Origin of the sequence: Rhizobium acaciae, assembly GCF_025941625.1 — a bacterium.
In the GTDB taxonomy this organism is placed as follows: domain Bacteria; phylum Pseudomonadota; class Alphaproteobacteria; order Rhizobiales; family Rhizobiaceae; genus Rhizobium; species Rhizobium acaciae.
Genome location: NZ_JAPCZO010000016.1, coordinates 150,265 through 171,867 on the forward strand (window position 1 = coordinate 150,265; position 21,603 = coordinate 171,867).

General features: G+C 60.7%; 22 protein-coding genes. 15 read left to right on the plus strand and 7 right to left on the minus strand.

All coding sequences use genetic code 11. The features are described from left to right. Positions 1–585, plus strand: a complete 585-nt coding sequence (locus tag OLZ32_RS24825; RefSeq protein ID WP_264395886.1) for a TadE/TadG family type IV pilus assembly protein — start codon at positions 1–3, stop codon at positions 583–585. Positions 586–904: 319 nt separating this feature from the next. Further along, positions 905–1,690: a pyrroline-5-carboxylate reductase gene (locus OLZ32_RS24830; protein WP_264395888.1), complete on the plus strand. Its 786-nt coding sequence runs from the start codon at positions 905–907 to the stop codon at positions 1,688–1,690. A gap of 16 nt (positions 1,691–1,706) precedes the next feature. Here the strand turns inward: OLZ32_RS24830 and OLZ32_RS24835 are convergent, their stop codons facing one another. After that, on the minus strand, positions 1,707–2,648 hold the full coding sequence (locus tag OLZ32_RS24835; RefSeq protein ID WP_264395890.1) for a LysR family transcriptional regulator: 942 nt from the start codon (positions 2,646–2,648) through the stop codon (positions 1,707–1,709). 162 nt (positions 2,649–2,810) lie between these two features. Between OLZ32_RS24835 and OLZ32_RS24840 the strand changes: the two genes are divergently transcribed. From OLZ32_RS24840 to pcaD, 9 genes are all read left to right on the plus strand, one after another. Further along, on the plus strand, positions 2,811–3,992 hold the full coding sequence (locus OLZ32_RS24840; RefSeq protein WP_264395892.1) for a muconate/chloromuconate family cycloisomerase: 1,182 nt from the start codon (positions 2,811–2,813) through the stop codon (positions 3,990–3,992). A 12-nt stretch (positions 3,993–4,004) separates the two neighbouring features. Continuing rightward, positions 4,005–4,295 (plus strand): muconolactone Delta-isomerase, encoded by a 291-nt coding sequence (gene catC, locus OLZ32_RS24845; protein ID WP_264395894.1) that lies wholly within the window; start codon positions 4,005–4,007, stop codon positions 4,293–4,295. Between the two features lie 81 nt (positions 4,296–4,376). Further along, entirely contained in the window at positions 4,377–5,315 is a 939-nt protein-coding gene (gene catA / locus OLZ32_RS24850) for a catechol 1,2-dioxygenase (RefSeq protein WP_264423267.1), read from the plus strand. Between the two features lie 101 nt (positions 5,316–5,416). Further along, positions 5,417–6,775 (plus strand): Rieske 2Fe-2S domain-containing protein, encoded by a 1,359-nt coding sequence (locus OLZ32_RS24855; protein ID WP_264423269.1) that lies wholly within the window; start codon positions 5,417–5,419, stop codon positions 6,773–6,775. Continuing rightward, entirely contained in the window at positions 6,772–7,260 is a 489-nt protein-coding gene (gene benB / locus OLZ32_RS24860) for a benzoate 1,2-dioxygenase small subunit (RefSeq protein ID WP_264423271.1), read from the plus strand. The genes OLZ32_RS24855 and benB overlap by 4 nt, the downstream gene beginning before the upstream one ends. A 39-nt stretch (positions 7,261–7,299) precedes the next feature. Continuing rightward, positions 7,300–8,325 carry a benzoate 1,2-dioxygenase electron transfer component BenC gene (benC, locus tag OLZ32_RS24865; RefSeq protein WP_264423273.1) on the plus strand — a complete coding sequence of 342 codons (1,026 nt, stop codon included), beginning with the start codon at positions 7,300–7,302 and terminating at the stop codon, positions 8,323–8,325. Beyond that, on the plus strand, positions 8,322–9,110 hold the full coding sequence (gene benD / locus OLZ32_RS24870) for a benzoate diol dehydrogenase BenD (RefSeq protein WP_264423275.1): 789 nt from the start codon (positions 8,322–8,324) through the stop codon (positions 9,108–9,110). The genes benC and benD overlap by 4 nt, the downstream gene beginning before the upstream one ends. Before the next feature lie 43 nt (positions 9,111–9,153). After that, the gene (locus tag OLZ32_RS24875) at positions 9,154–10,485 is read left to right on the plus strand and encodes an MFS transporter (protein ID WP_264423277.1); all 1,332 of its coding nucleotides are present in this window, start codon (positions 9,154–9,156) and stop codon (positions 10,483–10,485) included. Positions 10,486–10,651: 166 nt separating this feature from the next. Further along, positions 10,652–11,434, plus strand: coding sequence for a 3-oxoadipate enol-lactonase (gene pcaD, locus OLZ32_RS24880; RefSeq protein ID WP_264423279.1), 783 nt, complete (start codon positions 10,652–10,654; stop codon positions 11,432–11,434). A gap of 52 nt (positions 11,435–11,486) precedes the next feature. Here the strand turns inward: pcaD and OLZ32_RS24885 are convergent, their stop codons facing one another. Next, a complete protein-coding gene (locus tag OLZ32_RS24885) occupies positions 11,487–12,035 on the minus strand; it encodes a cupin domain-containing protein (RefSeq protein WP_018068513.1) in 549 nt (182 codons plus the stop codon). 143 nt (positions 12,036–12,178) lie between these two features. Between OLZ32_RS24885 and OLZ32_RS24890 the strand changes: the two genes are divergently transcribed. Then, complete coding sequence (locus OLZ32_RS24890; RefSeq protein WP_264423328.1) at positions 12,179–13,513, plus strand: aspartate aminotransferase family protein; 1,335 nt, start codon at positions 12,179–12,181, stop codon at positions 13,511–13,513. 84 nt (positions 13,514–13,597) lie between these two features. Here OLZ32_RS24890 and OLZ32_RS24895 read toward each other — a convergent pair whose 3' ends face one another. From OLZ32_RS24895 to alr, 3 genes are all read right to left on the minus strand, one after another. Beyond that, positions 13,598–14,620: a helix-turn-helix transcriptional regulator gene (locus OLZ32_RS24895; RefSeq protein WP_264395912.1), complete on the minus strand. Its 1,023-nt coding sequence runs from the start codon at positions 14,618–14,620 to the stop codon at positions 13,598–13,600. An 87-nt stretch (positions 14,621–14,707) separates the two neighbouring features. Then, positions 14,708–15,958 (minus strand): D-amino acid dehydrogenase, encoded by a 1,251-nt coding sequence (locus OLZ32_RS24900; protein WP_264423283.1) that lies wholly within the window; start codon positions 15,956–15,958, stop codon positions 14,708–14,710. A 29-nt stretch (positions 15,959–15,987) separates the two neighbouring features. Continuing rightward, a complete protein-coding gene (gene alr / locus OLZ32_RS24905) occupies positions 15,988–17,121 on the minus strand; it encodes an alanine racemase (RefSeq protein ID WP_264423284.1) in 1,134 nt (377 codons plus the stop codon). Between the two features lie 126 nt (positions 17,122–17,247). Between alr and OLZ32_RS24910 the strand changes: the two genes are divergently transcribed. Next, positions 17,248–17,712: an Lrp/AsnC family transcriptional regulator gene (locus tag OLZ32_RS24910; RefSeq protein ID WP_003550368.1), complete on the plus strand. Its 465-nt coding sequence runs from the start codon at positions 17,248–17,250 to the stop codon at positions 17,710–17,712. 16 nt (positions 17,713–17,728) lie between these two features. Here the strand turns inward: OLZ32_RS24910 and OLZ32_RS24915 are convergent, their stop codons facing one another. Both OLZ32_RS24915 and OLZ32_RS24920 read right to left on the minus strand, forming a co-directional pair. Then, entirely contained in the window at positions 17,729–18,454 is a 726-nt protein-coding gene (locus OLZ32_RS24915; RefSeq protein WP_264423285.1) for a helix-turn-helix transcriptional regulator, read from the minus strand. A 163-nt stretch (positions 18,455–18,617) separates the two neighbouring features. Beyond that, the gene (locus tag OLZ32_RS24920; protein WP_264423287.1) at positions 18,618–19,256 is read right to left on the minus strand and encodes an acyl-homoserine-lactone synthase; all 639 of its coding nucleotides are present in this window, start codon (positions 19,254–19,256) and stop codon (positions 18,618–18,620) included. Positions 19,257–19,438: 182 nt separating this feature from the next. On the opposite strand from OLZ32_RS24920, the gene OLZ32_RS24925 reads away from it, so the two are divergent. Both OLZ32_RS24925 and OLZ32_RS24930 read left to right on the plus strand, forming a co-directional pair. Then, positions 19,439–19,783 carry a helix-turn-helix domain-containing protein gene (locus tag OLZ32_RS24925; protein ID WP_264423289.1) on the plus strand — a complete coding sequence of 115 codons (345 nt, stop codon included), beginning with the start codon at positions 19,439–19,441 and terminating at the stop codon, positions 19,781–19,783. A 336-nt stretch (positions 19,784–20,119) separates the two neighbouring features. Then, positions 20,120–21,550 carry a glycoside hydrolase family 15 protein gene (locus OLZ32_RS24930; RefSeq protein WP_264423291.1) on the plus strand — a complete coding sequence of 477 codons (1,431 nt, stop codon included), beginning with the start codon at positions 20,120–20,122 and terminating at the stop codon, positions 21,548–21,550. Positions 21,551–21,603 lie beyond the last annotated feature (53 nt).

Below are 21,603 nucleotides of genomic sequence, written 5' to 3' on the forward strand. Positions count from 1 at the left end.
ATGATCATCAAACGGAGCCTCTCCTTCTTCCGCTTCGCCCGATCCCGCGCCCGGCATTTCATTCGCGACCGGTCGGCGGCTTCGGGTGTGGAATTCGCGCTGGTGTTGCCGATCCTGGTGATGCTTCTGTTCGGCACCGTCGATCTCGGCCATGCACTCACAGTCAGCCGAAAGATAGATGAGATCGCCTCTTCCACAGGCGACATGATTTCACAGCAGGGCTCCTGGACAAAGTCCGACGTCGCCAAGCTTCTCTCCGGCGCCAGCTTCATCCTACAGCCCTATGATACGACAGGGCTCACGATTACGCTGGCGGTGGACGATATCGCCAAGAGCGGCAGCGCGACGGTCAACTGGTCTGCAGCGCTCAACACCTCCGCTCTTACCTCCGGCTCGGCGAGCACAATCGAGGTCCCTTCGGAGATCCAGGATGACGGCGTGCAGGTGGTGCTGACCAGAGTACAGTACACGTTGACGACGCCGGTCTCGGCGTTCTTTTCAAACTTCACCGGGCAGAATGGCTACAGCTTCGATCGCCATTACTTCAATCGCCCGAGGGTCGGCGACAAGATTACTTACAACTAAGCTCAAGGGTCTGTCGCAATCGGCTTGAGCCGGCGCAGCTGCGACTATCATTATAGTCCTCTACGGATCGATCGTCTCTAACAGTCCGGCATATCGCCACCCTGTTCGACCGACCTCTCCAACCCGGCTCCGCTCATGCGTCGAGATCGGCGATCGTGCGGCCGCCGATCGCATAATCCCGGCTTTGAGGCAGCCGGCATTGACCCGGCGCTTGTCGGGTGCATAGTTGTGGGTGAAGGCACAACTGCCGCCTCTGTCGTGTTGTTGGCCATATGGTTTAGCGCAGGGACGCCGCGCTTTGGGCTGCGGAGTAAATCAAATGAAAATCTGCACTATCGGCTTCGTCGGCACCGGCGCGATTACCGAAGCGATGGTTCGCGGGCTTCTCACTGAGCCGGCCTATGCCTCCGAGATTCATGTGTCTCCACGAAGCGCTCACATCGCCGCGACGCTGGCCGGCGAATTCGCCGCCGTCAGAATTGCCAAGGACAACCAGGACGTCGTCGAGCGCAGCGACATGGTGTTCCTGGCGATACGGCCGCAGGTCGCCGAGGAGGTCGTGCGTGCGCTATCGTTCAGGGATGGCCAAATGGTCGTCAGCCTCGTTGCGGCAACGGAGCGCCAGGCCCTCTCCGAATGGATCGCCGCCGACGTGCATCTGGTGCAGGCGATCCCCCTGCCCTTCGTCGCAGGCCGGCAAGGCGTCACCGCCGTCTATCCGCCTGATACCACTGTCGCAGCGCTGTTCGACACGCTCGGAACGGCTGTCCAATGCCAGTCGAGGAAGGAATATGATCTTCTCGCGGCAGCAAGCGCAATGATGTCGACCTATTTCGGCATCATGGAGCAGGTTGCCGTCTGGCTGGAAAGAAGCGGCCTCGAAAGGGCGAAGGGACAGGCCTATATTGCCCCGCTCTTTGCAAGCCTCGCGCAGAAAGCGAACAGTCCCGGCAACGAACCGTTCAGCGCGCTGAGCCGCGAATTCGCGACCAAGGGCGGACTGAACGAGCAGGTTTTCTCCGACTTCGAGAAGAAGGGCGGCGTTGCCGCGCTGACCGCTGCACTCGACGGCGTGCTTGCCCGCATCGAGGGCCGCAGGAGCTGAGGCACATCTGGCCAGTCTAGCGGCTCAGAAGTGAACGGTGAAGAAGATTGTGTTCCAGGTCCAGCCACGGCGGATCTTCCGCATACATTTCCTCAATCAGTTGCTTGACGAGGTCGATATAGCTCGAGTTGTCGCCGACGCGGTGATTGAGGATCACCGGTGAGGTGGCGCCCTTTCCGTCGAGCAGCCGATAGTGCACGTCCGAGCGTATCTGACGCGCGGAGGCAGGAATGACGCACAGGCCGGCTTCGGCAGCGACCAAGCCCAATGCGGTCTGGATTTCCCGCACTTCCTGCACTTCGGCCGGCCGCGCGTCGTGGCTATGCAAGAGATTCAACACATGGTCGGCATAGCCGGGTCGCGGCTCTTTCGGGTAGACGATGACCTTTTGACCGGCCAAGGCCGCGACCCCGAGGGGCGAAGCATCTTGGGCGAGCGACGTGCCTTTCGGAATTGCCACGACCAAACGTTCTTCGCGCAGAACCGTTCCGATCACATTCGGGTCGCTGTGCCGCAGGCGACCGAAACCAATATCGATGCGGCCTTCCTTGAGCGCCGGGATCTGCTGGACGGAGACCATCTCCAGCAACTGGATGTCCATCTCCGGCGCGTGCTGCCGCAGCTTTCGCACCAGTGAAGGCAGTCCGCCGTACAAGGTCGACGCCACAAAGCCGATGGAAAGCACGCTGTTTTGGTTCAGACCGACCCGACGCGTTGCCGCCTGCATCTGCTCGACCCGACCGAGCACCTGCAGGGATTGTTCGTAGAACAGCCGTCCCGCCTCCGTCAGCCGGACGGGCCGGGTCTTGCGGATGATGAGCGGGACGCCCAGTTCATCCTCCAGCAACTGGATCTGTCGGCTCAGCGGCGGTTGAGCGATGTGCAGCGTCTGCGCGGCGCGCGTGAAATTTCGCTCCCGCGCGACGGCCACGAAATAGCGCAATTGGCGAAGATCCATCCCCGGCCCATTCCTTCATGACTAATTCCACTGCCCCCACGATATGTTGCGATGCGGCAAGTATAGATAACTTAGCATTTTTTCCGTTATGATACCATATAGGTATCATAGCAGACGCAAATGATGTTGGACGAGTCTCCGTGGCCGGCGCAAAGTCCAACCATGAACACGACCTCAATATCCATTGTCTCGACCGCAGCAGCGTTACCCCTGGTAGAACGTCTGGAGACGCTGCTCATCGATCTGCCGACCATCCGGCCGCACAAGCTGTCGATGACGACCATGAATGGCCAGACACTGATGCTGGTCAAAATACATTGCAGCGACGGCATCGTCGGCATCGGCGAGGGAACCACGATCGGCGGGCTGGCCTACGGCGGAGAAAGCCCGGAGAGCATGAAGCTGGCCATCGATGCCTATTTTGCGCCGGTGATGGTCGGCCAGGATGCTACCCGCGTGCAGGCGCTGATGGCGAGGCTCGGCAAGATGGTCAAGGAGAACCGTTTCGCCAAAAGCGCAGTCGAAACCGCGCTGCTCGACGCACATGGCAAGCGGCTTGGGCTTCCGGTCAGCGAATTGCTCGGCGGGCGCCGCCGCGATCGCCTTCCGGTCGCATGGACGCTCGCTTCGGGCGACACGGCAAAGGATATCGTTGAAGCCGAACACATGCTCTCCATCCGCAGGCACAAGGTCTTCAAGCTGAAGGTCGGCGCCAGGTCGATCCGCGAGGATGTTGCCCATGTCTCCGCGATCAAGCACGCGCTGGGCGACCGCGGTGCGGTGCGCGTCGACGTCAACATGGCCTGGAGCGAGACCGAGGCCATCTATGGCATGGCGGCGCTGGCCGATGCCGGCTGCGAACTGATCGAGCAGCCGGTCGCCTCGGCTGCGGGGCTGGCGCGCTTGATGCGCCGTTTCCCCGTGGCACTGATGGCGGACGAATCCCTGCACGGCCCGGAATCGGCCTTCGAGATCGCCAAGGTCCACGGTGCCGACGTGTTCGCGATCAAGGTCGAGCAGAGCGGCGGCCTTTTCAATGCGCTGCGCGTGGCGGCGATCGCCGATGCCGCCGGGATCGAGCTTTATGGCGGCACCATGCTCGAAGGCGCCTTCGGCACGGTCGCTTCGGCGCATGTCTTTTCCACCTTCGCCAACCTGCAATGGGGCACGGAACTGTTTGGCCCTCTCCTGTTGACCGAGGAGATCCTCGTAACGCCGCTGGATTACAGCGACTTCGAACTGGCCATTCCCGATGGGCCCGGCTTGGGCATCACGCTGGATGAGGACCGCGTCAGGTTCTTCCAGCGCGATGGACTGCGCAAGACCGTCAGCATTGCGAAATAGAGGAGCCAGACCATGCTGTTTCAGGTTCGAATGGGTGTCAGCATCCCGCGAGATCTCGCCCCGGAGGAGACGGCGGACATCATCGCGAAGGAGCGGGCCTATTCGCAGGAACTGCAGCGCAGCGGCAAATGGCGCCACATCTGGAGGATCGTCGGCGAGTACGCGAACTACAGCATCTTCGACGTAAGGGACAATGACGAACTGCACCAGATCCTGTCGGGTCTGCCGCTGTTCAAGTTCATGACCATCACTGTTACGCCGCTGGTGCGGCATCCGTCGTCGATCGGCGACGACGACAGCTGAGCAAGGCACCGGGAGCGGCGCTCTGCCGGATGGCTAGCATCGCAATCGGCTTCGCAACATCCAAGAAGGAGGAGAATGGCAATGGACATAAAGATTTTCGACAAGCCCGAGGTGCAGGACTTCCTGAAGGTTCTAAGCGGCTTGAACAACGCCGGCGGCAATCCGCGCATGAAGCAGATCGTTCATCGGGTGATGTCCGACCTGTTCAAAGCAATCGACGACCTGAACATCACCCCTGACGAATACTGGACCGGCATTGCCTGGATCAACGAACTCGGTGCGGCGGGGCAGGCCGGCCTGATCTCGCCCGGCCTCGGCCTCGACCATTTCCTCGACGAGCGCCTCGATGCCATCGATGCGGCACTCGGCATCAACAATCCGACCCCGCGCACCATCGAGGGCCCGCTCTATGTGGCCGGTGCCCCGGTCTCTGAGGGCTTTGCCCGTCTTGACGATGGCAGGGACACCAACGGCCATACGCTCATCATGCACGGAACCGTATATGATGCCGGCGGCAAGCCGCTGCCGGGTGCGACCGTCGAAGTCTGGCACTGCGACACCCGCGGGTTCTACTCGCACTTCGACCCGACCGGACAGCAGGCGCCGTTCAATATGCGTCGCACGATCGTCGCCGATGCCAAGGGCTGCTATAAGTTCCAGAGCATTGTGCCGCACGGTTACGGTGTTCCCCCCGGCAGTCCGACGGAACAACTATTGTCCGCGCTCGGCCGCCATGGTCAGCGTCCGGCGCATATCCACCTCTTCATCAGTGCCGATGGCCACCGCAAGCTGACCACCCAGATCAACATCGACGGCGACCCGCTGGTCAACGACGACTTCGCCTACGCTACCCGGGAAGGTCTCGTTCCGCCCATCGTCGAACGCACCGACGAGGTCAGTATAAAGGCCAACAATCTCACCGGTCCGTTCGCCGAGATCGAATTCGACATTCATCTCACCGCGCTCGTGAACGGGGTGGACAACCAGGTCAACGAGCAGCGCCAGCGCGCCGCAGCGTAAGGCTGCACGCGGCGGCTGAAGATGCCGCCGCCCCACACCGTGAAATCGATATTGTTGCAACGGCAGCACGGGAGAGGTGCGCCGGGAGCGGGAGAAGAACCATGTCTGCGATTGTCGAAAAGACCCATGACCTCGACCAGTTGCTTGCAACGGCGGTGCAGGACGACAAGGAGGCCGGCGTGTTTCGTTGCCGGCGCGACATCTTCACCAACGCCGAGTTGTTCGAACTGGAGATGAAACATATCTTCGAGAGCAACTGGGTCTATCTGGCCCATGAGAGCCAGATCCCCGAAACCAATGATTATTACACCACCTATATCGGCCGTCAGCCGGTGGTCATCACGCGCGACAAGACTGGCGAACTCAATGCCGTGATCAATGCGTGCGCGCATCGCGGTGCGATGCTGTGTCGTCGCAAGCACGGCAACAAGGGCAGCTTCACATGCCCCTTCCACGGCTGGACCTTCTCCAACACCGGCAAGTTGCTCAAGGTGAAGGACGAGAAGACCACCCAGTATCCGCCGCAGTTCAACAACAATGGCTCGCACGACCTGAAGCGCGTTGCTCGTTTCGAGAGCTATCGCGGCTTCCTGTTCGGCAGCCTGAACGCCGATGCTGTCTCGCTCGAGGACTATCTCGGCGAAACCAGGGTGATCATCGACCAGATCGTCGACCAGGCATCGGGCGGGCTGGAAGTGCTGCGCGGTAATTCCTCCTACATCTATGACGGCAACTGGAAGCTCCAGATGGAGAACGGTTGCGACGGCTACCACGTCAGCTCCGTGCACTGGAACTATGCGGCGACTATGGGTCGTCGCGCCGAAGAGGGCACCAAGGCGGTGGATGCCAACAGCTGGAGCAAATCGACCGCCGGCGTCTATGGCTTCGAAAACGGCCATATCCTGCTCTGGACCCGGACGATGAACCCGGAGGTACGCCCGGTTTACAGCGAGCGCGAGGAAATCACGGCGCGCGTAGGCGAGGACAGGGCGAACTTCATCGTCAACCAGACCCGCAACCTCTGCCTCTATCCGAACGTCTTCCTAATGGACCAGTTCAGCACCCAGATCCGCGTCACCCGGCCGATCAGCGTCGACAAGACCGAAATCAGCATCTTCTGCTTCGCGCCGAAGGGCGAAAGCGCCGAGAACCGCGCGCTCCGCATCCGCCAGTACGAGGATTTCTTCAACGTCTCTGGCATGGGCACGGCCGACGACCTCGAGGAATTCCGGGCCTGCCAGGCTGGATATGCCGGTATCGCTGCACTCTGGAACGACATGTCGCGCGGTGCGCCGCTCTGGATCGAAGGTCCGGACGACAATGCAAAGCAGATGGGCATGAAGCCGCTGCTTTCCGGCGAGCGTAGCGAGGACGAGGGGCTGTTCGTCCGCCAGCACGAATACTGGGCAAGGGTGATGCGCGAAGCGCTCTCCATTGAGCGCAAGGAGGTGGCGGCATGAGCGTCTCCTACGACACCATCTGCGCCTTCCTCTACAGGGAGGCGCGCCTGCTGGACGACCGTGATTGGGACGAATGGCTCACCTGCTATGCGAAGGACGTGACCTACTGGATGCCCGCCTGGGACGACGACGACCAGATCACCGAAGATCCGCACTCGCAGATTTCGCTGATCTACTATCCCAACCGCGACGGCCTGGAAGACCGGGTCTTCCGGATCAAGACGGAGCGGTCCGGCGCATCGACGCCCGAGCCGCGCACCAGCCACAACGTCACCAATGTCGAGCTGCTGGAAGTGCGCGGCGAGGAGGTGGACGTCCGCTACAACTTCAATACGCTCAATCACCGCTACAAAGTCACCGACCACTTCTTCGGGACAATGTTCGTCACGCTGCGCAGCAGTGGCGACCAGCTGTTGATTTCAGCCAAGAAGATCGTGCTGAAGAACGATTACATCCGCCAGGTCATCGACGTCTATCACATCTGACGTGCGTCGCCGGGCGGCAGGAAACTCGAGGAGGATTCCATGGCCAGTTACAACATCGCATTGAACTTCGAGGACGGCGTTACCCGTTTTATCAACTGCAAGGACGGCGAGAAGGTTCTCGACGCTGCCTACCGCAGCAAGATCAACCTGCCGATGGACTGTTCCAACGGCGTCTGTGGCACCTGCAAGTGCCGCGCCGAAAGCGGTTCCTATGAACTCGGCAACGACTATATCGACGATGCGTTGACTGTCGACGAGGCGGAAAGCGGTCTCATCCTTACCTGCCAGATGAAGCCGACCTCCGATTGCGTCATCGCCGTATCGACGACCTCGGTCGCCTGCAAGACCGGGCAGCAGACCTTCGCGGCCACGGTTGCCATGGTGGCGCAGCACAACGATGCGGCGATCGTGCTGAAACTGGAGGTGGATGCCGATGCGCCCGCCTTTCTGCCCGGCCAATACGTCAACATCGCCGTGCCGGGCAGCGGCCAGCATCGCTCCTATTCCTTCAGCACAGCGCCCGGCGAACGGCGCATCGGTTTTCTGATCAAGAAGATCCCGGGCGGCGTGATGAGCAGCTGGCTGGAGCGTGCCCAAGGCGGAGAAAAACTCGACCTGACCGGTCCGCTTGGCAGCTTCTACATGCGGAAGGTCGAACGGCCACTCTTGTTCCTGGCTGGCGGTACGGGGCTTGCGCCGTTCCTCTCCATGCTGGAGGTGCTGGCACGCGAATATTCACAGCAGCAGATTCACCTGATCTACGGCGTTACCCGCGATCTGGACCTGGTCCTCGTGGACGAGATCGAGGCCTATACCGGCCGGCTGCCTAACTTCGCCTACAGCACGGTGGTCGCCGATCAGGCGTCGAACCATCCGCGCAAGGGCTGGGTAACCCAGCATATGCCGGCCGAGGCGCTCAATGGCGGCGAGGTCGATGTCTATCTCTGCGGCCCGCCGCCGATGGTCGATGCCGTGCGCAAGCATTTCGACGACAACGGGGTGAAGCCCAACAGCTTCTACTATGAGAAGTTTACGCCGAATGCCGTTGCCAAGGAGGCCGCATGAGCACGGCACGCTTTGCGAACCGATTTGCGGGCAAGGTGCTTATCGTCACGGGCGCCGCGCAAGGCATCGGCCGCGCCGTGGCGCAACGAGCCGCTAACGAGGGCGGCAAGGTGCTCTTCGTCGACCGCGCTGCCTTCGTCGCCGACGTCGCGGCCGAAGTGGCGGGCGCGGATGTGGCTGCCTTCAATGCCGATCTTGAAACCTGTGAAGGCGCCGCGGCAGCGATGCGCTTTGCCAAGGAAAAATTCGGGGGCATCGACATCCTGATCAACAATGTCGGCGGCGCCATCCGTATGCGCCCCTATTCGGAATTCGAGCCGGAGCAGATTGACGCCGAAATCCGTCGTTCCCTGATGCCGACCCTTTACTGCTGCCATTCTGTTCTTCCGTATCTTTTCGAACGCGGCGGCGGAACGATCGTCAATGTGTCTTCGAATGCCACTCGGGGCATCCATCGTGTGCCCTATTCGGCGGCAAAAGGCGGCGTCAATGCCATCACCCAGTCGCTCGCCATGGAACTGGCCGAGCGCAACATCCGCGTCGTGGCCACCGCGCCCGGCGGCACGGACGCGCCGCTGCGCCGCATCCCGCGCAACGCAGCCGGGGATACGGCGGCGGAGCACGGCTGGATGGCCGAAGTTGTGCAGCAGGTGAAGCATTCGAGCTTCATGAAGCGTTACGGCACGATTGACGAGCAGACTGCGCCGATCCTGTTTCTCGCCTCGGACGAGGCGTCATACATCACCGGCAGCGTGCTGCCGGTCGCCGGCGGAGACCTCGGCTGAAATCTATGGACTGACCTGCATAACGACTCGTGGAGGAGCGAACATGCGCGCTATTGATGTGAATGAAGCGATAGACCACAATCCGGTTGGACGCTTTCAATGGACGGTGGTCGGGCTCTGCGCCCTGCTGCTGATCGTTGACGGCTACGACGTTTTCATCGCCGGAACCGTGTTGCCGACCCTGATGGCAGAATGGCAGCTCAGCAAGCCGGAGGCGGGAGCGTTGCAGGCCTGGGCGCTGTTCGGGATGATGTTTGGCGCGCTCATTTTCGGCCCGTTGGCGGACAAGATCGGCCGCAAGAAGGGCATTGCGATCAGCTTCATGCTGTTCACCATCGCCACACTTTCAACCGGCTTTGCCAGCACGCCAACAGAGTTCAAAATCTTTCGTTTCATTGCAGGGCTTGGCTGCGGCGGTTTGATGCCGAACGCCGTGGCGCTGATGAACGAGTATGCTCCCAGGCGCCTGCGCGGAACCATGGTCGCGCTGATGTTCTCCGGTTACTCCGTCGGCGGCATGGTCGCTGCGGCACTCGGCATCGGCCTGATCCCGCACTTCGGCTGGCAGCCGATGTTCTACATCGCCGCTGTCCCGCTGCTCATGCTGCCGGTCATCCTATGGAAACTGCCGGAGTCGCTCGGTTTCCTGATCCGGCAGGACCGGCAGGAGCAGGCGAAGCGGATTTACGCGAAAATCGCGCCGTCCGTGCATCTGTCTGCCAACGACAGGCTGAGCTTTACCGAAACAACGGGAGCCGCCGCCTCGATTGCAGAACTGTTCCGGCATCAGCGCGCCCTTCGCACGGCAATGCTGTGGGTGGCATTCTTCTGCTGCCTGCTGCTCGTCTACCTCCTGTCCTCATGGCTGCCGAAGGTGCTGCAGGAAGCCGGTTATGCCGAGAGGGCGAGCCTGCTCAGTCTCTTCTCCCTCAATTTCGGCGGCATGGCCGGGGCGATCGCCGGTGGCTGGCTTGGCGACCGGTTCGGGCTCCCGAAGGTCGTGGTCGGCTTTTTTGCCGCTGCTGCGGTCTCAATCGCACTGATCGGCTTCAATCTGCCTGCCGGAATGCTGTTCATGATGGTGTTCATCGCCGGGGCCACCACGATCGGCACACAAATCCTGCTGTATGCCAGCGTGGCGCAACTCTATAACCTCTCCGTGCGCTCCACAGGACTGGGCTGGGCCTCCGGCGTCGGACGCATCGGTGCGATCGTCGGCCCGACCCTTGGCGGTTTCCTGTTGGCGAAGGAATTTCCGCTCCAGCAGAACTTCCTGATCTTCGCCATTCCGGCCGTCATCTCGGCAGCTGCGATGCTCGTGTTCGCGGTCAGCAACGCGCGTCGCGTGAGCGCCGTAAGCTTGGCGGCGGCATAAGGCGACGTGCAGCGGTTACTAAATCTGCGGGCAGATGCTGCCTCGCGTTACCGGACCGCTGGCCTCGCCTTTGGGTTTCACCATCGCACCGTCTTCATCCGTGCGACAAGGTCAACACAGAAAGCCGCGATGAGCGCGGCTTTCGCCAATGCGGGTGACTGAATTCATGGAATATCTCAATCTTCTGAGCCATCGCCTTCATTACCGCATCGACGGGGACGATCGGGCTGCGCCTTGGCTGTTATTCTGCAACTCACTCGGAACCGACCTTCGCATGTGGGATGCGCAGGCGGTCGTGTTGTCACGACACTTTCGCGTGCTGCGATACGATCGCCGCGGTCACGGCCGGTCGTCGGCCCCGCCGTCACCATATTCGCTGGCCGATCTTGGCGGCGATGTGCTCGCCTTGCTCGACGCCTTGGGCATAGAGCGGGCGCATTTCTGCGGTCTGTCGATCGGCGGCCTGACGGGGCAATGGCTGGGCATCAATGCCCGGCATCGCGTGAACAAGCTCATCATCTGTGCTGCGGCGGCGAAGATCGGCACCGCTGAAGGCTGGGCCATGCGTAGCGATGAAGTGCGGATGAACGGGCTTACGGCTCTCACCGCCGCCACTGCCGAACGCTGGTTCACCCCGGCATTCAGTACCACCGAAGCCGGCATCGTCGCCACAGTGCTCGAAAGCTTTGCCGCGACGTCGGTCGAGGGTTACAGCGGGTGTTGCACGGCGCTGGCCAGCGCCGACTTTCGTGAGGAAATCAAGCAGATCGCCAACCCGCTTCTTGCCATCTCCGGCGATGACGATCCGGTATGCCCGCCATCCGATCTGGAATATATTGCCGCCGGTGCGCAACAGGGCCGGCACCTGTCGTTGCGTGGCCGCCATATCGTCAATATCGAAGCCTCGCAGGCGTTCAACGCGGTGCTTCTGGATTTTCTCCACAACTGATGCATGTCGCCCAAACGTGTGCTGCAGCTTAGGACAACGTCATGCATCTGCGCTAGAAAGTCGGCGGCGTGCAGGCGCTGATGACCTCGCAGGGCACCGGTCCGACGCAGCGGAAGCGGTGCGGGCGTCTGCTTTCGAAATAGTAGGCGTCGCCCGCTCCAAGGATACGCCGCTCGTCATCGACCGTCACCTCGAGTCTTCCCGAGAGCACGATCCCGCCCTCCTCCCCCTCGTGAACAAGGGGAACCTTTCCGGTGTCGGCGCCCGGCTGGTAACACTCCTTGAGGATTTGCAGGCTGCGCCCGAACAGGTTTTCCCCAACTTGCCTGTAGGAGATGGCGCCCTTGCCGATCTCCACCAGCTCCTCGGCCGCATAGAAGGCCTTCCTGGGACGCTCGGGCTCGAAGGCAAAGAATTCCGCCAGGCCGATGGGGATGCCGTCCAGGATTCGCTTCAAGGCCCCGACCGACGGGTTGGAGGCGTTCGATTCGATCAGCGAGATCGTCGAATTGGGCACTCCGGTGCGCTTGGCGAGCTCACGCTGGGAAAGCTTATGGGCGATGCGGAGATAGCGAAGACGGCTGCCTATATCGACTGACATGATGCAGTTCGTTTGTGTTGTCCATAATATCTAAAACTATACCTATCAGTTTGTGGAATTTCAATGACTTGTACCAACAAAGAAAAGGACTTGTTTGAATGGAAGAAATTGCCATTCTCGGCGCCACCCCAAAGGAGGCCAGGATGGACCAGCTCAGCAAAACGAACGCGCCCGTACTCGAAAATTTCTGGATGCCGTTCACAGCGAACCGGCAATTCAAAGCCACGCCGCGGCTTCTGGCCGCAGCACAGGGAATGTATTACACCGACGTCGATGGAAATCAGGTGCTTGACGGCACGGCCGGCCTCTGGTGCTGCAATGCCGGCCACGGCCGCAAGAAGATCGCCCAAGCCGTCGAGCGGCAGCTTGCAACGCTGGACTATGCACCGACCTTTCAAATGGGGCATCCCATCGCCTTCGACTTCGCCTCGAAATTGGCTGCAAATGCGCCGGGCGGCCCAGAAGCCAAGCTCGACAGGATCTTCTTCACCGGCTCGGGCTCGGAATCGGTCGATACGGCGCTCAAGATCGCCATCGCCTATCAGCGGGCGATCGGCCAGGGCACCCGCACGCGGATCATCGGGCGCGAGAAGGGATATCATGGTGTCGGGTTCGGCGGCATTTCCGTCGGCGGTCTCGTCAACAACCGGCGGGTCTTCCCGCAAATACCGGCCGACCATATGCGCCACACGCTCGACATCGAGCGCAATGCGTTCTCAAAGGGTCTTCCCGCTCACGGCATGGAACTGGCGGACGATCTCGAGCGCCTGGTGCAACTGCACGGCGCCGAAACCATCGCAGCCGTCATCGTCGAACCGATGTCGGGATCGGCAGGCGTAGTCCTGCCTGCGAAGGGCTATCTGGAGAAACTGCGCGCAACCGCCGACAAGCACGGAATCCTGCTGATCTTCGACGAGGTCATCACCGGCTTCGGCCGTCTCGGCACTCCTTTCGCGACCGACTATTTCGGCGTCGTGCCCGACCTAGTCACCACGGCAAAGGGCCTCACCAACGGCGCAATCCCGATGGGCGCGGTCTTTGCCAGCCGCAAGGTCTATGACGGCCTGATGGTCGGACCCGAAAATACGATCGAACTCTTCCATGGATATACCTATTCCGGCCATCCGGTCGCCTGCGCAGCCGGGCTCGCTACGCTGGAGATCTACGAGGAGGAAGGCCTGCTCACCCGCGCGTCCGGGCTGACCGAACACTGGCAGGAGGGTCTCCATTCGCTGAAAGGCCTGCCTCATGTGGTCGACATCCGCAATCTCGGACTGGTCGGCGCGGTCGAACTGGCTCCTCGTGACGGGGCGCCGGGAAGCCGAGCCTATGAAATCTTCGTTGACTGCTTCAACAAGGGCCTGCTGATCCGGGTGACCGGCGACATTATCGCCCTCTCGCCGCCGCTCATTATCGAGAAAACCCAGATCGACACGATCGTTTCGACACTCGGTGATGCCCTGAAGCGCGCGGCATAGATCCGTATCCCGCATGTCGCTCCCGTCGGCGATCGGACGTCTGGTCCATCGTCGATAGAACCATCCGGCACGCCGAGGTAGAGCTCAGCGCTTCAAGGTCTGTGACGGCAATTGGCCGAAACGCTTCCTGTATTCGGCAGCAAATCGCCCCAGATGCGTAAACCCCCATCGCAGCGCGACGTCGGCGATGGCTTGCTTGGCGTCAGACTCGAGCAAATCGCGATGGGCTGCGGCCATCCGAAGGTCATGCAGGTAGGACATCGGGGTCGTATCCCTGAACTGCCGGAAACCCTGTTGCAAAGTCCGAACGCTGACCTTGGCTGCCATCGCGATATCGCTGAGCGAAATCGGCTCGGCGATGTGTTCCTGCATGAAGTCGATGGCCCATTTCACATGGCGTGGAGCCGGCGCCGGAGCAGGGAGCGCAAGCTCGTTCGAATAGCGATTGGGGCAGGTCTCCAGAAGCAGATAGATCGCCGCGTCGCAGAGCAAGCTGGCGGCCAGCGGCGACCGCTGCAGGGGTCCGTTCCCGCTGAGGCCGCGATGGAGGCTCGAGACAAGTTGCTGGAATACAAGCCCGGGACCGGTCGTCAGATCGATGTGAGGATGAAAATCGACGTCGCCGCTGATCGTTCTCTCGAACATATGCGTGAGGTGGCTAATGATCTTCGCCTGATCGACGAACAGGCCGAAATGACGGCGCGGCCCAAACAGGCGAGCACCCGCCGCACGACCTGCTTCAAGGATCGTACCGCGAGCAGGAACGGAATATATTTGCTCCCGCATGCCTTCGAAGGATGCGTTCCCTGCCATCGGCAGAAAAACGATCATCCTGTCGCTGGGCGCCTCCCGCCTGATCAAGATTGTGCCTTCGTAGGTACAGTCGGCTACCGTTACCTCTTCTCCCACGGAGACGAAATTGCAGTGGTATGCAATCGGCATATTGCCTTCCGCCGCAACCTTGATCGGGGAGGTTGGCGTCGACAATATTTCCGAGAGTTCATCCGGGTCCGTTCCGCTGTGCGCCGTTTCCCGAAACAACATGCTCTGCACCGCCAGCTGTCGGGCGAGGCTGCCATCGTTATGTATATGAGAATTAACGGACATTCGTGACCTCGGAAGACGATGTACACAAGTGGTATTGGATTTGCGCAATCATGTTCATCCCTCCTTTAGTGTTGCTCCGGCGCGGGTTCAGCCGTAGCGGCTGATGGCGAGATCCCTCACATCGATTTCCGGCTGGCCGCCGCCGACGAGATCGCCGATAAGCCGCGCCGAACCGGTGCTCATCGTCCAGCCGAGCGTGCCGTGACCGGTATTGAGGAAGAGACCGGCGACCTTTGTCGGGCCGATGACCGGCGTGCCATCGGGCGTCATCGGGCGCAGGCCGGACCAGAAGGAGGCCTTGGAAATGTCGCCGCCGGGGAAGAGATCGGTGACCGAGTATTCCAGCGTGTTGCGGCGGGCCAGGCCGAGATCGTTGGTATAGCCCGATATTTCAGCCATGCCGCCGACACGAATGCGGTCGCCGAGCCGGGTGATCGCGATCTTGTAGGTCTCGTCCATCACGGTCGATTCCGGCGCGCGTGACGCATCGGTGATCGGGATGGTGAGCGAATAGCCCTTGACGGGATAGACCGGCAGCCTGATGCCGAGCGGCTTGAGCAGCAACGGCGAATAGCTGCCGAGCGCGACCACCACCGCCTCCGCACTCATCCGCTCACGATCAGTGATGACCCCACGCACGCGGCCGGCCTCGACATCCAGCGCCTTGATCGTCGTCCCGTAAGCAAAACGGACGCCGAGCGCCTCGGCTTTGGCCGCCAGCGCATTGGTGAACTTGAAGCAATCACCGGTTTCGTCCTTCGGCGTCAGCAGACCGCCGACAATCTTGTCGCGCACATGCCTCAATGCCGGTTCGAAGCGGATGCAGCCGTCCCGGTCCAGCACCTCATAGGGAATACCGTCGGCAGCCAGCGCCTTGACATCCTTAGCCGAGGCCTCGATCTGCTGCTGCGTGCGGAACAGCTGCAGGGTTCCCTGCATGCGTTCGTCATAGGCGATGCCGGTCTCGGCGCGAAGTTCGGCCAGCGCGATGCGGCTGTAATCGGCAAGGCGCAGCATGCGGCTCTTGTTGATCGCGTAACGCTCGGAGGTGCAGTTCGACAGCATCCTCGTCATCCAGGAGAGCATGGCCATGTCGAGTTTCGGGCGCAGGATGAGCGGCGCGTGCTTCATGAACAGCCACTTCATGGCCTTCATGGGAATGCCGGGCGCTGCCCATGGCGAGCAATAGCCGAAGGAGACTTCGCCGGCATTGGCAAAGCTCGTCTCCAGCGCCGGACCCGGCTGCCGGTCGACGACCGTGACCTCATGGCCGGCCTTGGCCAGCTGATAAGCAGATGTGACGCCGACGATGCCGGCTCCTAGAACGCTGACTTTCATGATGTTCCCAATGATGGAGCCGCCGGCTCTTAGCGACATTGCCTGTCGTAACGATCGCCCAGGCCGGTTAGGATTTCGTAAGAAATGGTGCCGGCGTCGCGGGCAATGTCCTCGAGCGTCTGATGGCGGCCAAGCACTTCGACAAGGCTGCCGAAGGTCAGCGCGCCCTCGGGCAGTGCTGTGATGTCGACGGTCGTGCTGTCCATCGACACGCGGCCGACGATCGGTAGGCGGATGCCCTTGAAATAGACGGCGCCGCGGTCGCTGAGGCACCGCGGCAGGCCATCGGCGTAGCCGGCGGCAATTGTGGCGAGACGCGTTTCCCGTTGCGTCACATGCGCGCCGCCATAGCCGATCTTCGCACCCGCCGGCACGGTGCGCGTCTGCACGACGGCGACATTGAGGCTGACGACCGGCTCCATCGGGTTCTTCTCGCCGGCGTTCGGAGCGCCGCCATAAAGCGCGATGCCCGGGCGGGCGAGCACGCCGTGATAGGCGTCGCCCAGGAAAACGCCGCCGGAATTGGCGAAGGAAATGTCGAAGCCGGGAAATTCGTCGGCGATGCGGGACATCTCGGCAAACTGTTCGCCGTTCTGCTCGCTGCCCATGTCGTCGGCCGAAGCCAGATGGCTCATGATGAACAGGATTTCGACATTGCTGCCGCCCCGAAGGGCTGCCGCCAGCTCCGCTCGCTCCTCCCGGGGAAAGCCGAGCCGCGACATGCCGGTGTCGAATTGCAGGACGGCAGGCAGGCAGCGCTTCAGAATGCGCGCGACCGCCGACCATTGCCGCCACTGCGCCAGCGAATTGAGAACCGGAACGATGCCCATCTCGGCGCAGGCGAGTTCATTGCCCGGCTGCAAGCCGTTCAGCACGAAAATCTGGGCGTCGTGCGCAAGGGCCGGCCGGAGCCTCAAGGCCTCGACGAACTGGGCGACGAAGAAATGCCTGCAACCTTCACTGTAAAGCGTTCTCGCCACCCGCTCGGCGCCGAGACCATAGGCATCGGCCTTGACGACGGCCCCCGCGCGGACCGGTGCCAGTATCGAGACGAGCTTGCGATAATTGCGGCCGAGGGCGGCAAGATCAATCGTCAGATAGCCCGTGGCTCCCTGCGCGGTCGTAGCGGTGCGTGTGCGGGAAACCAAAATATCGCTATCCATGTCCACCCCTTTTTGATTTCAAGGAGTTTATGAAATAATGAGCGAAATTGCCTATCATTCAGTAGTCGATTATGGTGTTCTTTGCTTATTTCCCGCATAATCAACGAAAATTTGGAACGATCTCTCATGCCCGCTCTCGACGCGATCGATCGCAATATCCTGAGACTGCTGCGCCTCGATGCTCGCATGAGCAATGCCAAGCTCGCCGCGGAGATCGGTCTCTCTCCATCGGCTTGTCTCAGGCGCATCAAAATCATGGAAAAGTCAGGCGTGATCCGCGGCTATACGGTGCTGGTAGACACCGGCAATGCGGATGAGATGATCGCCGTGATCATCAACATCACCCTAGAGCGGCAGACGGAGGACTATCTCGATCGCCTCGAGGCGGCGGTCCGCCGGCATCCCGAGATCCGGGAATGTTTTCTGATGACGGGCGGTTCGGACTACCTGCTGCGCGTGGAGGTCGCCAATGCGGGCGAGTTCGAGCGGATCCACAAAGAGATCCTTTCGACCTTGCCCGGCGTCCTCAGAATTCATTCCAGCTTCTCGATCCGCAATGTTCTGGCGACGCGCACGAGGGGCAGGCGCTGAATCACGATCACCAAGCCTATATCAATTCGAGTGCCGTGGCCTTGGCGACCGCTTCGCTCGTCGTGGCGACGGTCAGCTTCCGGCGTGCCGAGGCGAGATAGAGCTGCACCGCGCTTACCGAAATGCACAGGCGGGCGCAGATCTGCTTTGCCAGAAGGCCGCTGGCCGTCATCTCAAGACATTGCAGCTCGCGGCGGGACAGTTGCGGAAAATCCGCAATTTTTCTCATCCCCGACAGAACCATCGCCCTGTCGTGGAGATGGTGGGCGAGAAACTGGAGGTCGCGCATGCTGTCCATGCGAAACTGTCGCCAGTAGGCGTCGGGATGATTGGAGGTCACCGTAAACAGCGATCGCTCCCCGTGAGGTCCCCGCACCGGCAGGGTAACGCCTTGCCGGCCGACACCGAAGGCCATCGCCTCCTTGAAGAAGCCATAGGCCTGGCCTGAATCCCATTTAGACGCGGACCATTCCACGGGCAGGAAGCCGCGCAGGCCGAGGCGCACGACGGGATCGATGCTGAAGTAGTCCCGGTCAAGATATTGCTTCACCCACTCGGGCGGGTAGGTCAGCATCAGCAATGGATTGCTGGCCGTCGCCCCCGAGGAGCGTGTTACATGCAAAACCATATGCGATATCGCATAGATGTGGCGGACTTCGTCCAGCGTCGTTTCGAGATCCCGCAATGTCGACGATGCGGAGATTCGGTCCAAACTGTAGAAAAAACGAGAACTGCTCAGCATGAGATGGTCTCGTGGTTGCGTGATTTCCTGAATGCTCGCAATAGTAACATTTCGCGATTGCCGAGAACAGCATATTTTACGGCAACTATGGCGCGACATAGAGAACAGGTTAAAGAGCTTGCGAGACCTATCCCACTGCTGGGCGGAGGGACAGCGACTGCGCTTACTGCATGCCGCCATCGACAAGGGCTCTACCAGGATAGGGAGAGGCTTGCTCCAGAAGTCGGGACAGGTTGGTCCGAAGTGTCCGACAATTCTCGGCCGTTACGTCCCACAGGCCGACATACAGTTTGCCGATCTCGGGCCGGGATCGGGCAAGCGGTGTCGGCCTCCAACCGATCCTGCGGTACACCCCGACCATCGCGACATCATAGACGCCGACAATGCTTTCGATACCGGTGTCAAGCGCAAGATCGCAAAGCCCTGAGAGCAGCTCCGTGGCGACTGTGCGCGATTGATCTATGTGTCCGGCAAGCGGATGAAGGCAAAAGCGAGTACATTCCCAGGTCGTCGGGCTGTCGACGTCGATAGGCTGATCGAAGAAATGCCGGAACTCGCTTTTGAGCATCGTCGCTCCTGTGGTCGGCAGCAGGCGCAGCGAACCCGTCAGCGTGCCGGAAGGTCGCTGCGTGACGAGATATACGGGATCTTCAGCCTCGTCATATCGGTCCCTTTCCCACTGGTCCCGGACATCGACCTGCCATCCCAGCCGATCGCGAAAAACGGCGGCGCGCGCCCGAAACATTTCATCGAAAGCCCGGCGATCGGTGTCGAGCATGTCTTTGGTGAGTATCCGCAACATATCCGTCCCTCCTGATGTGCTGACGTTTCACAACAAGAGGTCGACCGGGAGCAATCTGGATATTTCACCAGGTTGACCGGTGCTTGGCTTTGCCTTCCCATTTCATAAGAAATTTCTGATCTTCGTCGATCGAAAGCTCTTGGTAATTGCCAATTTTAACGCAACCAACGGGAGGATTCTTGATGACCCACGACATGGCACGCGGCAAACGTATTCGAGAGGCGATATCCCGCGGCAAGTTCCGGAAAGTTCACGCCCTGGCGGCCGAACTAGACGTGTCCGTCGCCGCCGTCTCACGCTGGCAGAATGGCGGTCATACCTCGCTGGAAAGCGCCTGCGCGCTCGCCGACCTGCTGGATGTCTCCCTCGACTGGCTGCTGCTCGGGCGAGGCACGATAGACTGGCATAGGAACAGCGCGATCTCCGCCACGGAATTGCAGATGGTTCTGGCGTTGCGCAACCGGTCTGCGGCAACGCGGTCCAATCTCGTTGGGCTGGTCGAATCCATCCCTCCGGAGCACCCATAACGCCAAGCGCAATTCTGTGAGACTTTTTGACCTGAGATCAACACCTTTAGGTTGATAAAAAGCTTATCGTCGACGATCTTTCTAGTTAAAGCTTCAACGGCGACACAACACGGCGGCCAGCCCGCCCTGCCCTCGCTGCCGCAGAGACCTTGTTTTCACTCTCAACGCAGAAGAGTCGTTGGCGTCGGCTTTTGACGTGAAACTGTAAATACGCTGCCCGGAAGCTATCGAAAAAACGCATCGCCACCCATTCGGCCGCAATATTTTTCCCATCCGGGTCCGGAATATTTTCTTGATCTGGGTCCGGCAAGTCTCAACCGATTTTGGAGTCAGTCAATGACAGTTGCGCTTTGGAGTCAGTCAATGACAGGTGCGAATCCGGCCCATATCGGTGCCATCGCGCCTACAGTCAAACCGCGGCCTGCCTTCGCGCAGACCGATCTGGTTGCCTTGTCGCGCTATTTTTCTCTTCTGATGATGCGCAACATCACAAGCGATGGCTATGTCATCGAGGATCCGGCATCGCCCGGGGTGTTTTCGGCCCCCGGCTGCGTCATCGCCGCCCCCTCCTATCCAGCGAACACGCCGGGTGTCGACCAGGACTATGTTTTCAACTGGGTCCGCGATGGGGCCATTACGGCCATCGAGATCGCACTTGCCGGTTTGCTGCCTGTTCCGGGCGGGGTTTTGCCGAGCCTGGTCGATTACGTGAACTTCGCCGCGCTCTGTCAGGGGAATGCGAAGAATTCCGCGACCGTCACACTTGGCCACGCCTGCTTCACCATCACCGGCGAGGTTCGTCCGTGGTCGGAGCAGAATGACGGGCCGGCCATTCAGTCGATTGCGATCCTGACCTTGTTCGATCAGCTGGATGGCGCCACGCAAACGATCGCCCAACAATTGGTCGAGACCAACCTCTCTTATCTTCTCGAAGTTTACCAGAACAAGACCACCAATCTCTGGGAGGAATATGAGGGCTATTCCTTTTTCGCAAGAGCCGTACAGCTGCGCTTTTTCCGGGAAATTTCCACAAACACGATCGGTATTGCGGTGCCTTCCGGGGTGGCCGATGCCATCTCCTGGCTGGAAAGCCAGCTGGCCACCCACTGGAACGGGCAGCTCTATGCGAGCATTCTGGATGCCGCGGAGCAAGCCGGTTACGACGCGAACATCGATATCGTCTCTTCTGTCTGCTATGGCGGGATAGAGCCGACCGATACCAAGCTTCTGGCAACAGCGGCCATCCTGCGGCGCCAGTGGGCCGATCCTTCGTCTTCGAACTATTACCCGATCAATGGCGCCGACGCTGCCAAAGGGCTCGGACCACTCTTCGGGCGCTATCCAGGCGACCATTACGATGGCGATGTGGCGGCGCCCGTGGTCGGCGGGCATCCCTGGGCTCTGTGCACCGCCAACTTCGCCGAGTTTCAATATCGGCTTGCCAATGCCATCGAGGCCAGCGGCGCCATCCCCCTCGATCAGTTCTCCGAACCCTTCTTCGCGGAACTGGGACTTGGTGCATCCAGCAGCGCCGCCGACGCGTCAGCTGCCTTGCGGGCTTCGTCTGACGTCATGCTGCGCGCCATCGTCTATCACAGCGATCACTATGAACTCAGCGAACAGTTCGATGGAACCGTTGGCTATGAGAAAAGCGTCCGGAATCTGACCTGGAGCTACGCCTCTTTTCTCTCGGCAGTCAGAGCCCGCTCCGCCGCCGCCCCGGCCGCCAAGTCCAAACCCCGAAACTCCCGCGCCCCGAGATCATGACGATTCAGGCCGTCCGGCCTGACATCTCGATTGAGTCCAGAACCGCATGATCC

Coding starts and splice junctions, on each gene's coding strand:
- OLZ32_RS24835 (WP_264395890.1), bottom strand. CDS start 2,648: ATGGATCTTCGCCAATTGCGCTATTTCGTGGCCGTCGCGCGGGAGCGA.
- OLZ32_RS24895 (WP_264395912.1), bottom strand. CDS start 14,620: ATGTCCGTTAATTCTCATATACATAACGATGGCAGCCTCGCCCGACAG.
- OLZ32_RS24875 (WP_264423277.1), top strand. CDS start 9,154: ATGCGCGCTATTGATGTGAATGAAGCGATAGACCACAATCCGGTTGGA.
- catA (WP_264423267.1), top strand. CDS start 4,377: ATGGACATAAAGATTTTCGACAAGCCCGAGGTGCAGGACTTCCTGAAG.
- catC (WP_264395894.1), top strand. CDS start 4,005: ATGCTGTTTCAGGTTCGAATGGGTGTCAGCATCCCGCGAGATCTCGCC.
- OLZ32_RS24825 (WP_264395886.1), top strand. CDS start 1: ATGATCATCAAACGGAGCCTCTCCTTCTTCCGCTTCGCCCGATCCCGC.
- OLZ32_RS24890 (WP_264423328.1), top strand. CDS start 12,179: ATGGACCAGCTCAGCAAAACGAACGCGCCCGTACTCGAAAATTTCTGG.
- benC (WP_264423273.1), top strand. CDS start 7,300: ATGGCCAGTTACAACATCGCATTGAACTTCGAGGACGGCGTTACCCGT.
- OLZ32_RS24910 (WP_003550368.1), top strand. CDS start 17,248: ATGCCCGCTCTCGACGCGATCGATCGCAATATCCTGAGACTGCTGCGC.
- OLZ32_RS24830 (WP_264395888.1), top strand. CDS start 905: ATGAAAATCTGCACTATCGGCTTCGTCGGCACCGGCGCGATTACCGAA.
- pcaD (WP_264423279.1), top strand. CDS start 10,652: ATGGAATATCTCAATCTTCTGAGCCATCGCCTTCATTACCGCATCGAC.
- OLZ32_RS24920 (WP_264423287.1), bottom strand. CDS start 19,256: ATGTTGCGGATACTCACCAAAGACATGCTCGACACCGATCGCCGGGCT.
- OLZ32_RS24840 (WP_264395892.1), top strand. CDS start 2,811: ATGAACACGACCTCAATATCCATTGTCTCGACCGCAGCAGCGTTACCC.
- OLZ32_RS24855 (WP_264423269.1), top strand. CDS start 5,417: ATGTCTGCGATTGTCGAAAAGACCCATGACCTCGACCAGTTGCTTGCA.
- OLZ32_RS24885 (WP_018068513.1), bottom strand. CDS start 12,035: ATGTCAGTCGATATAGGCAGCCGTCTTCGCTATCTCCGCATCGCCCAT.
- OLZ32_RS24915 (WP_264423285.1), bottom strand. CDS start 18,454: ATGCTGAGCAGTTCTCGTTTTTTCTACAGTTTGGACCGAATCTCCGCA.
- benB (WP_264423271.1), top strand. CDS start 6,772: ATGAGCGTCTCCTACGACACCATCTGCGCCTTCCTCTACAGGGAGGCG.
- OLZ32_RS24900 (WP_264423283.1), bottom strand. CDS start 15,958: ATGAAAGTCAGCGTTCTAGGAGCCGGCATCGTCGGCGTCACATCTGCT.
- OLZ32_RS24930 (WP_264423291.1), top strand. CDS start 20,120: ATGACAGTTGCGCTTTGGAGTCAGTCAATGACAGGTGCGAATCCGGCC.
- OLZ32_RS24925 (WP_264423289.1), top strand. CDS start 19,439: ATGACCCACGACATGGCACGCGGCAAACGTATTCGAGAGGCGATATCC.
- alr (WP_264423284.1), bottom strand. CDS start 17,121: ATGGATAGCGATATTTTGGTTTCCCGCACACGCACCGCTACGACCGCG.
- benD (WP_264423275.1), top strand. CDS start 8,322: ATGAGCACGGCACGCTTTGCGAACCGATTTGCGGGCAAGGTGCTTATC.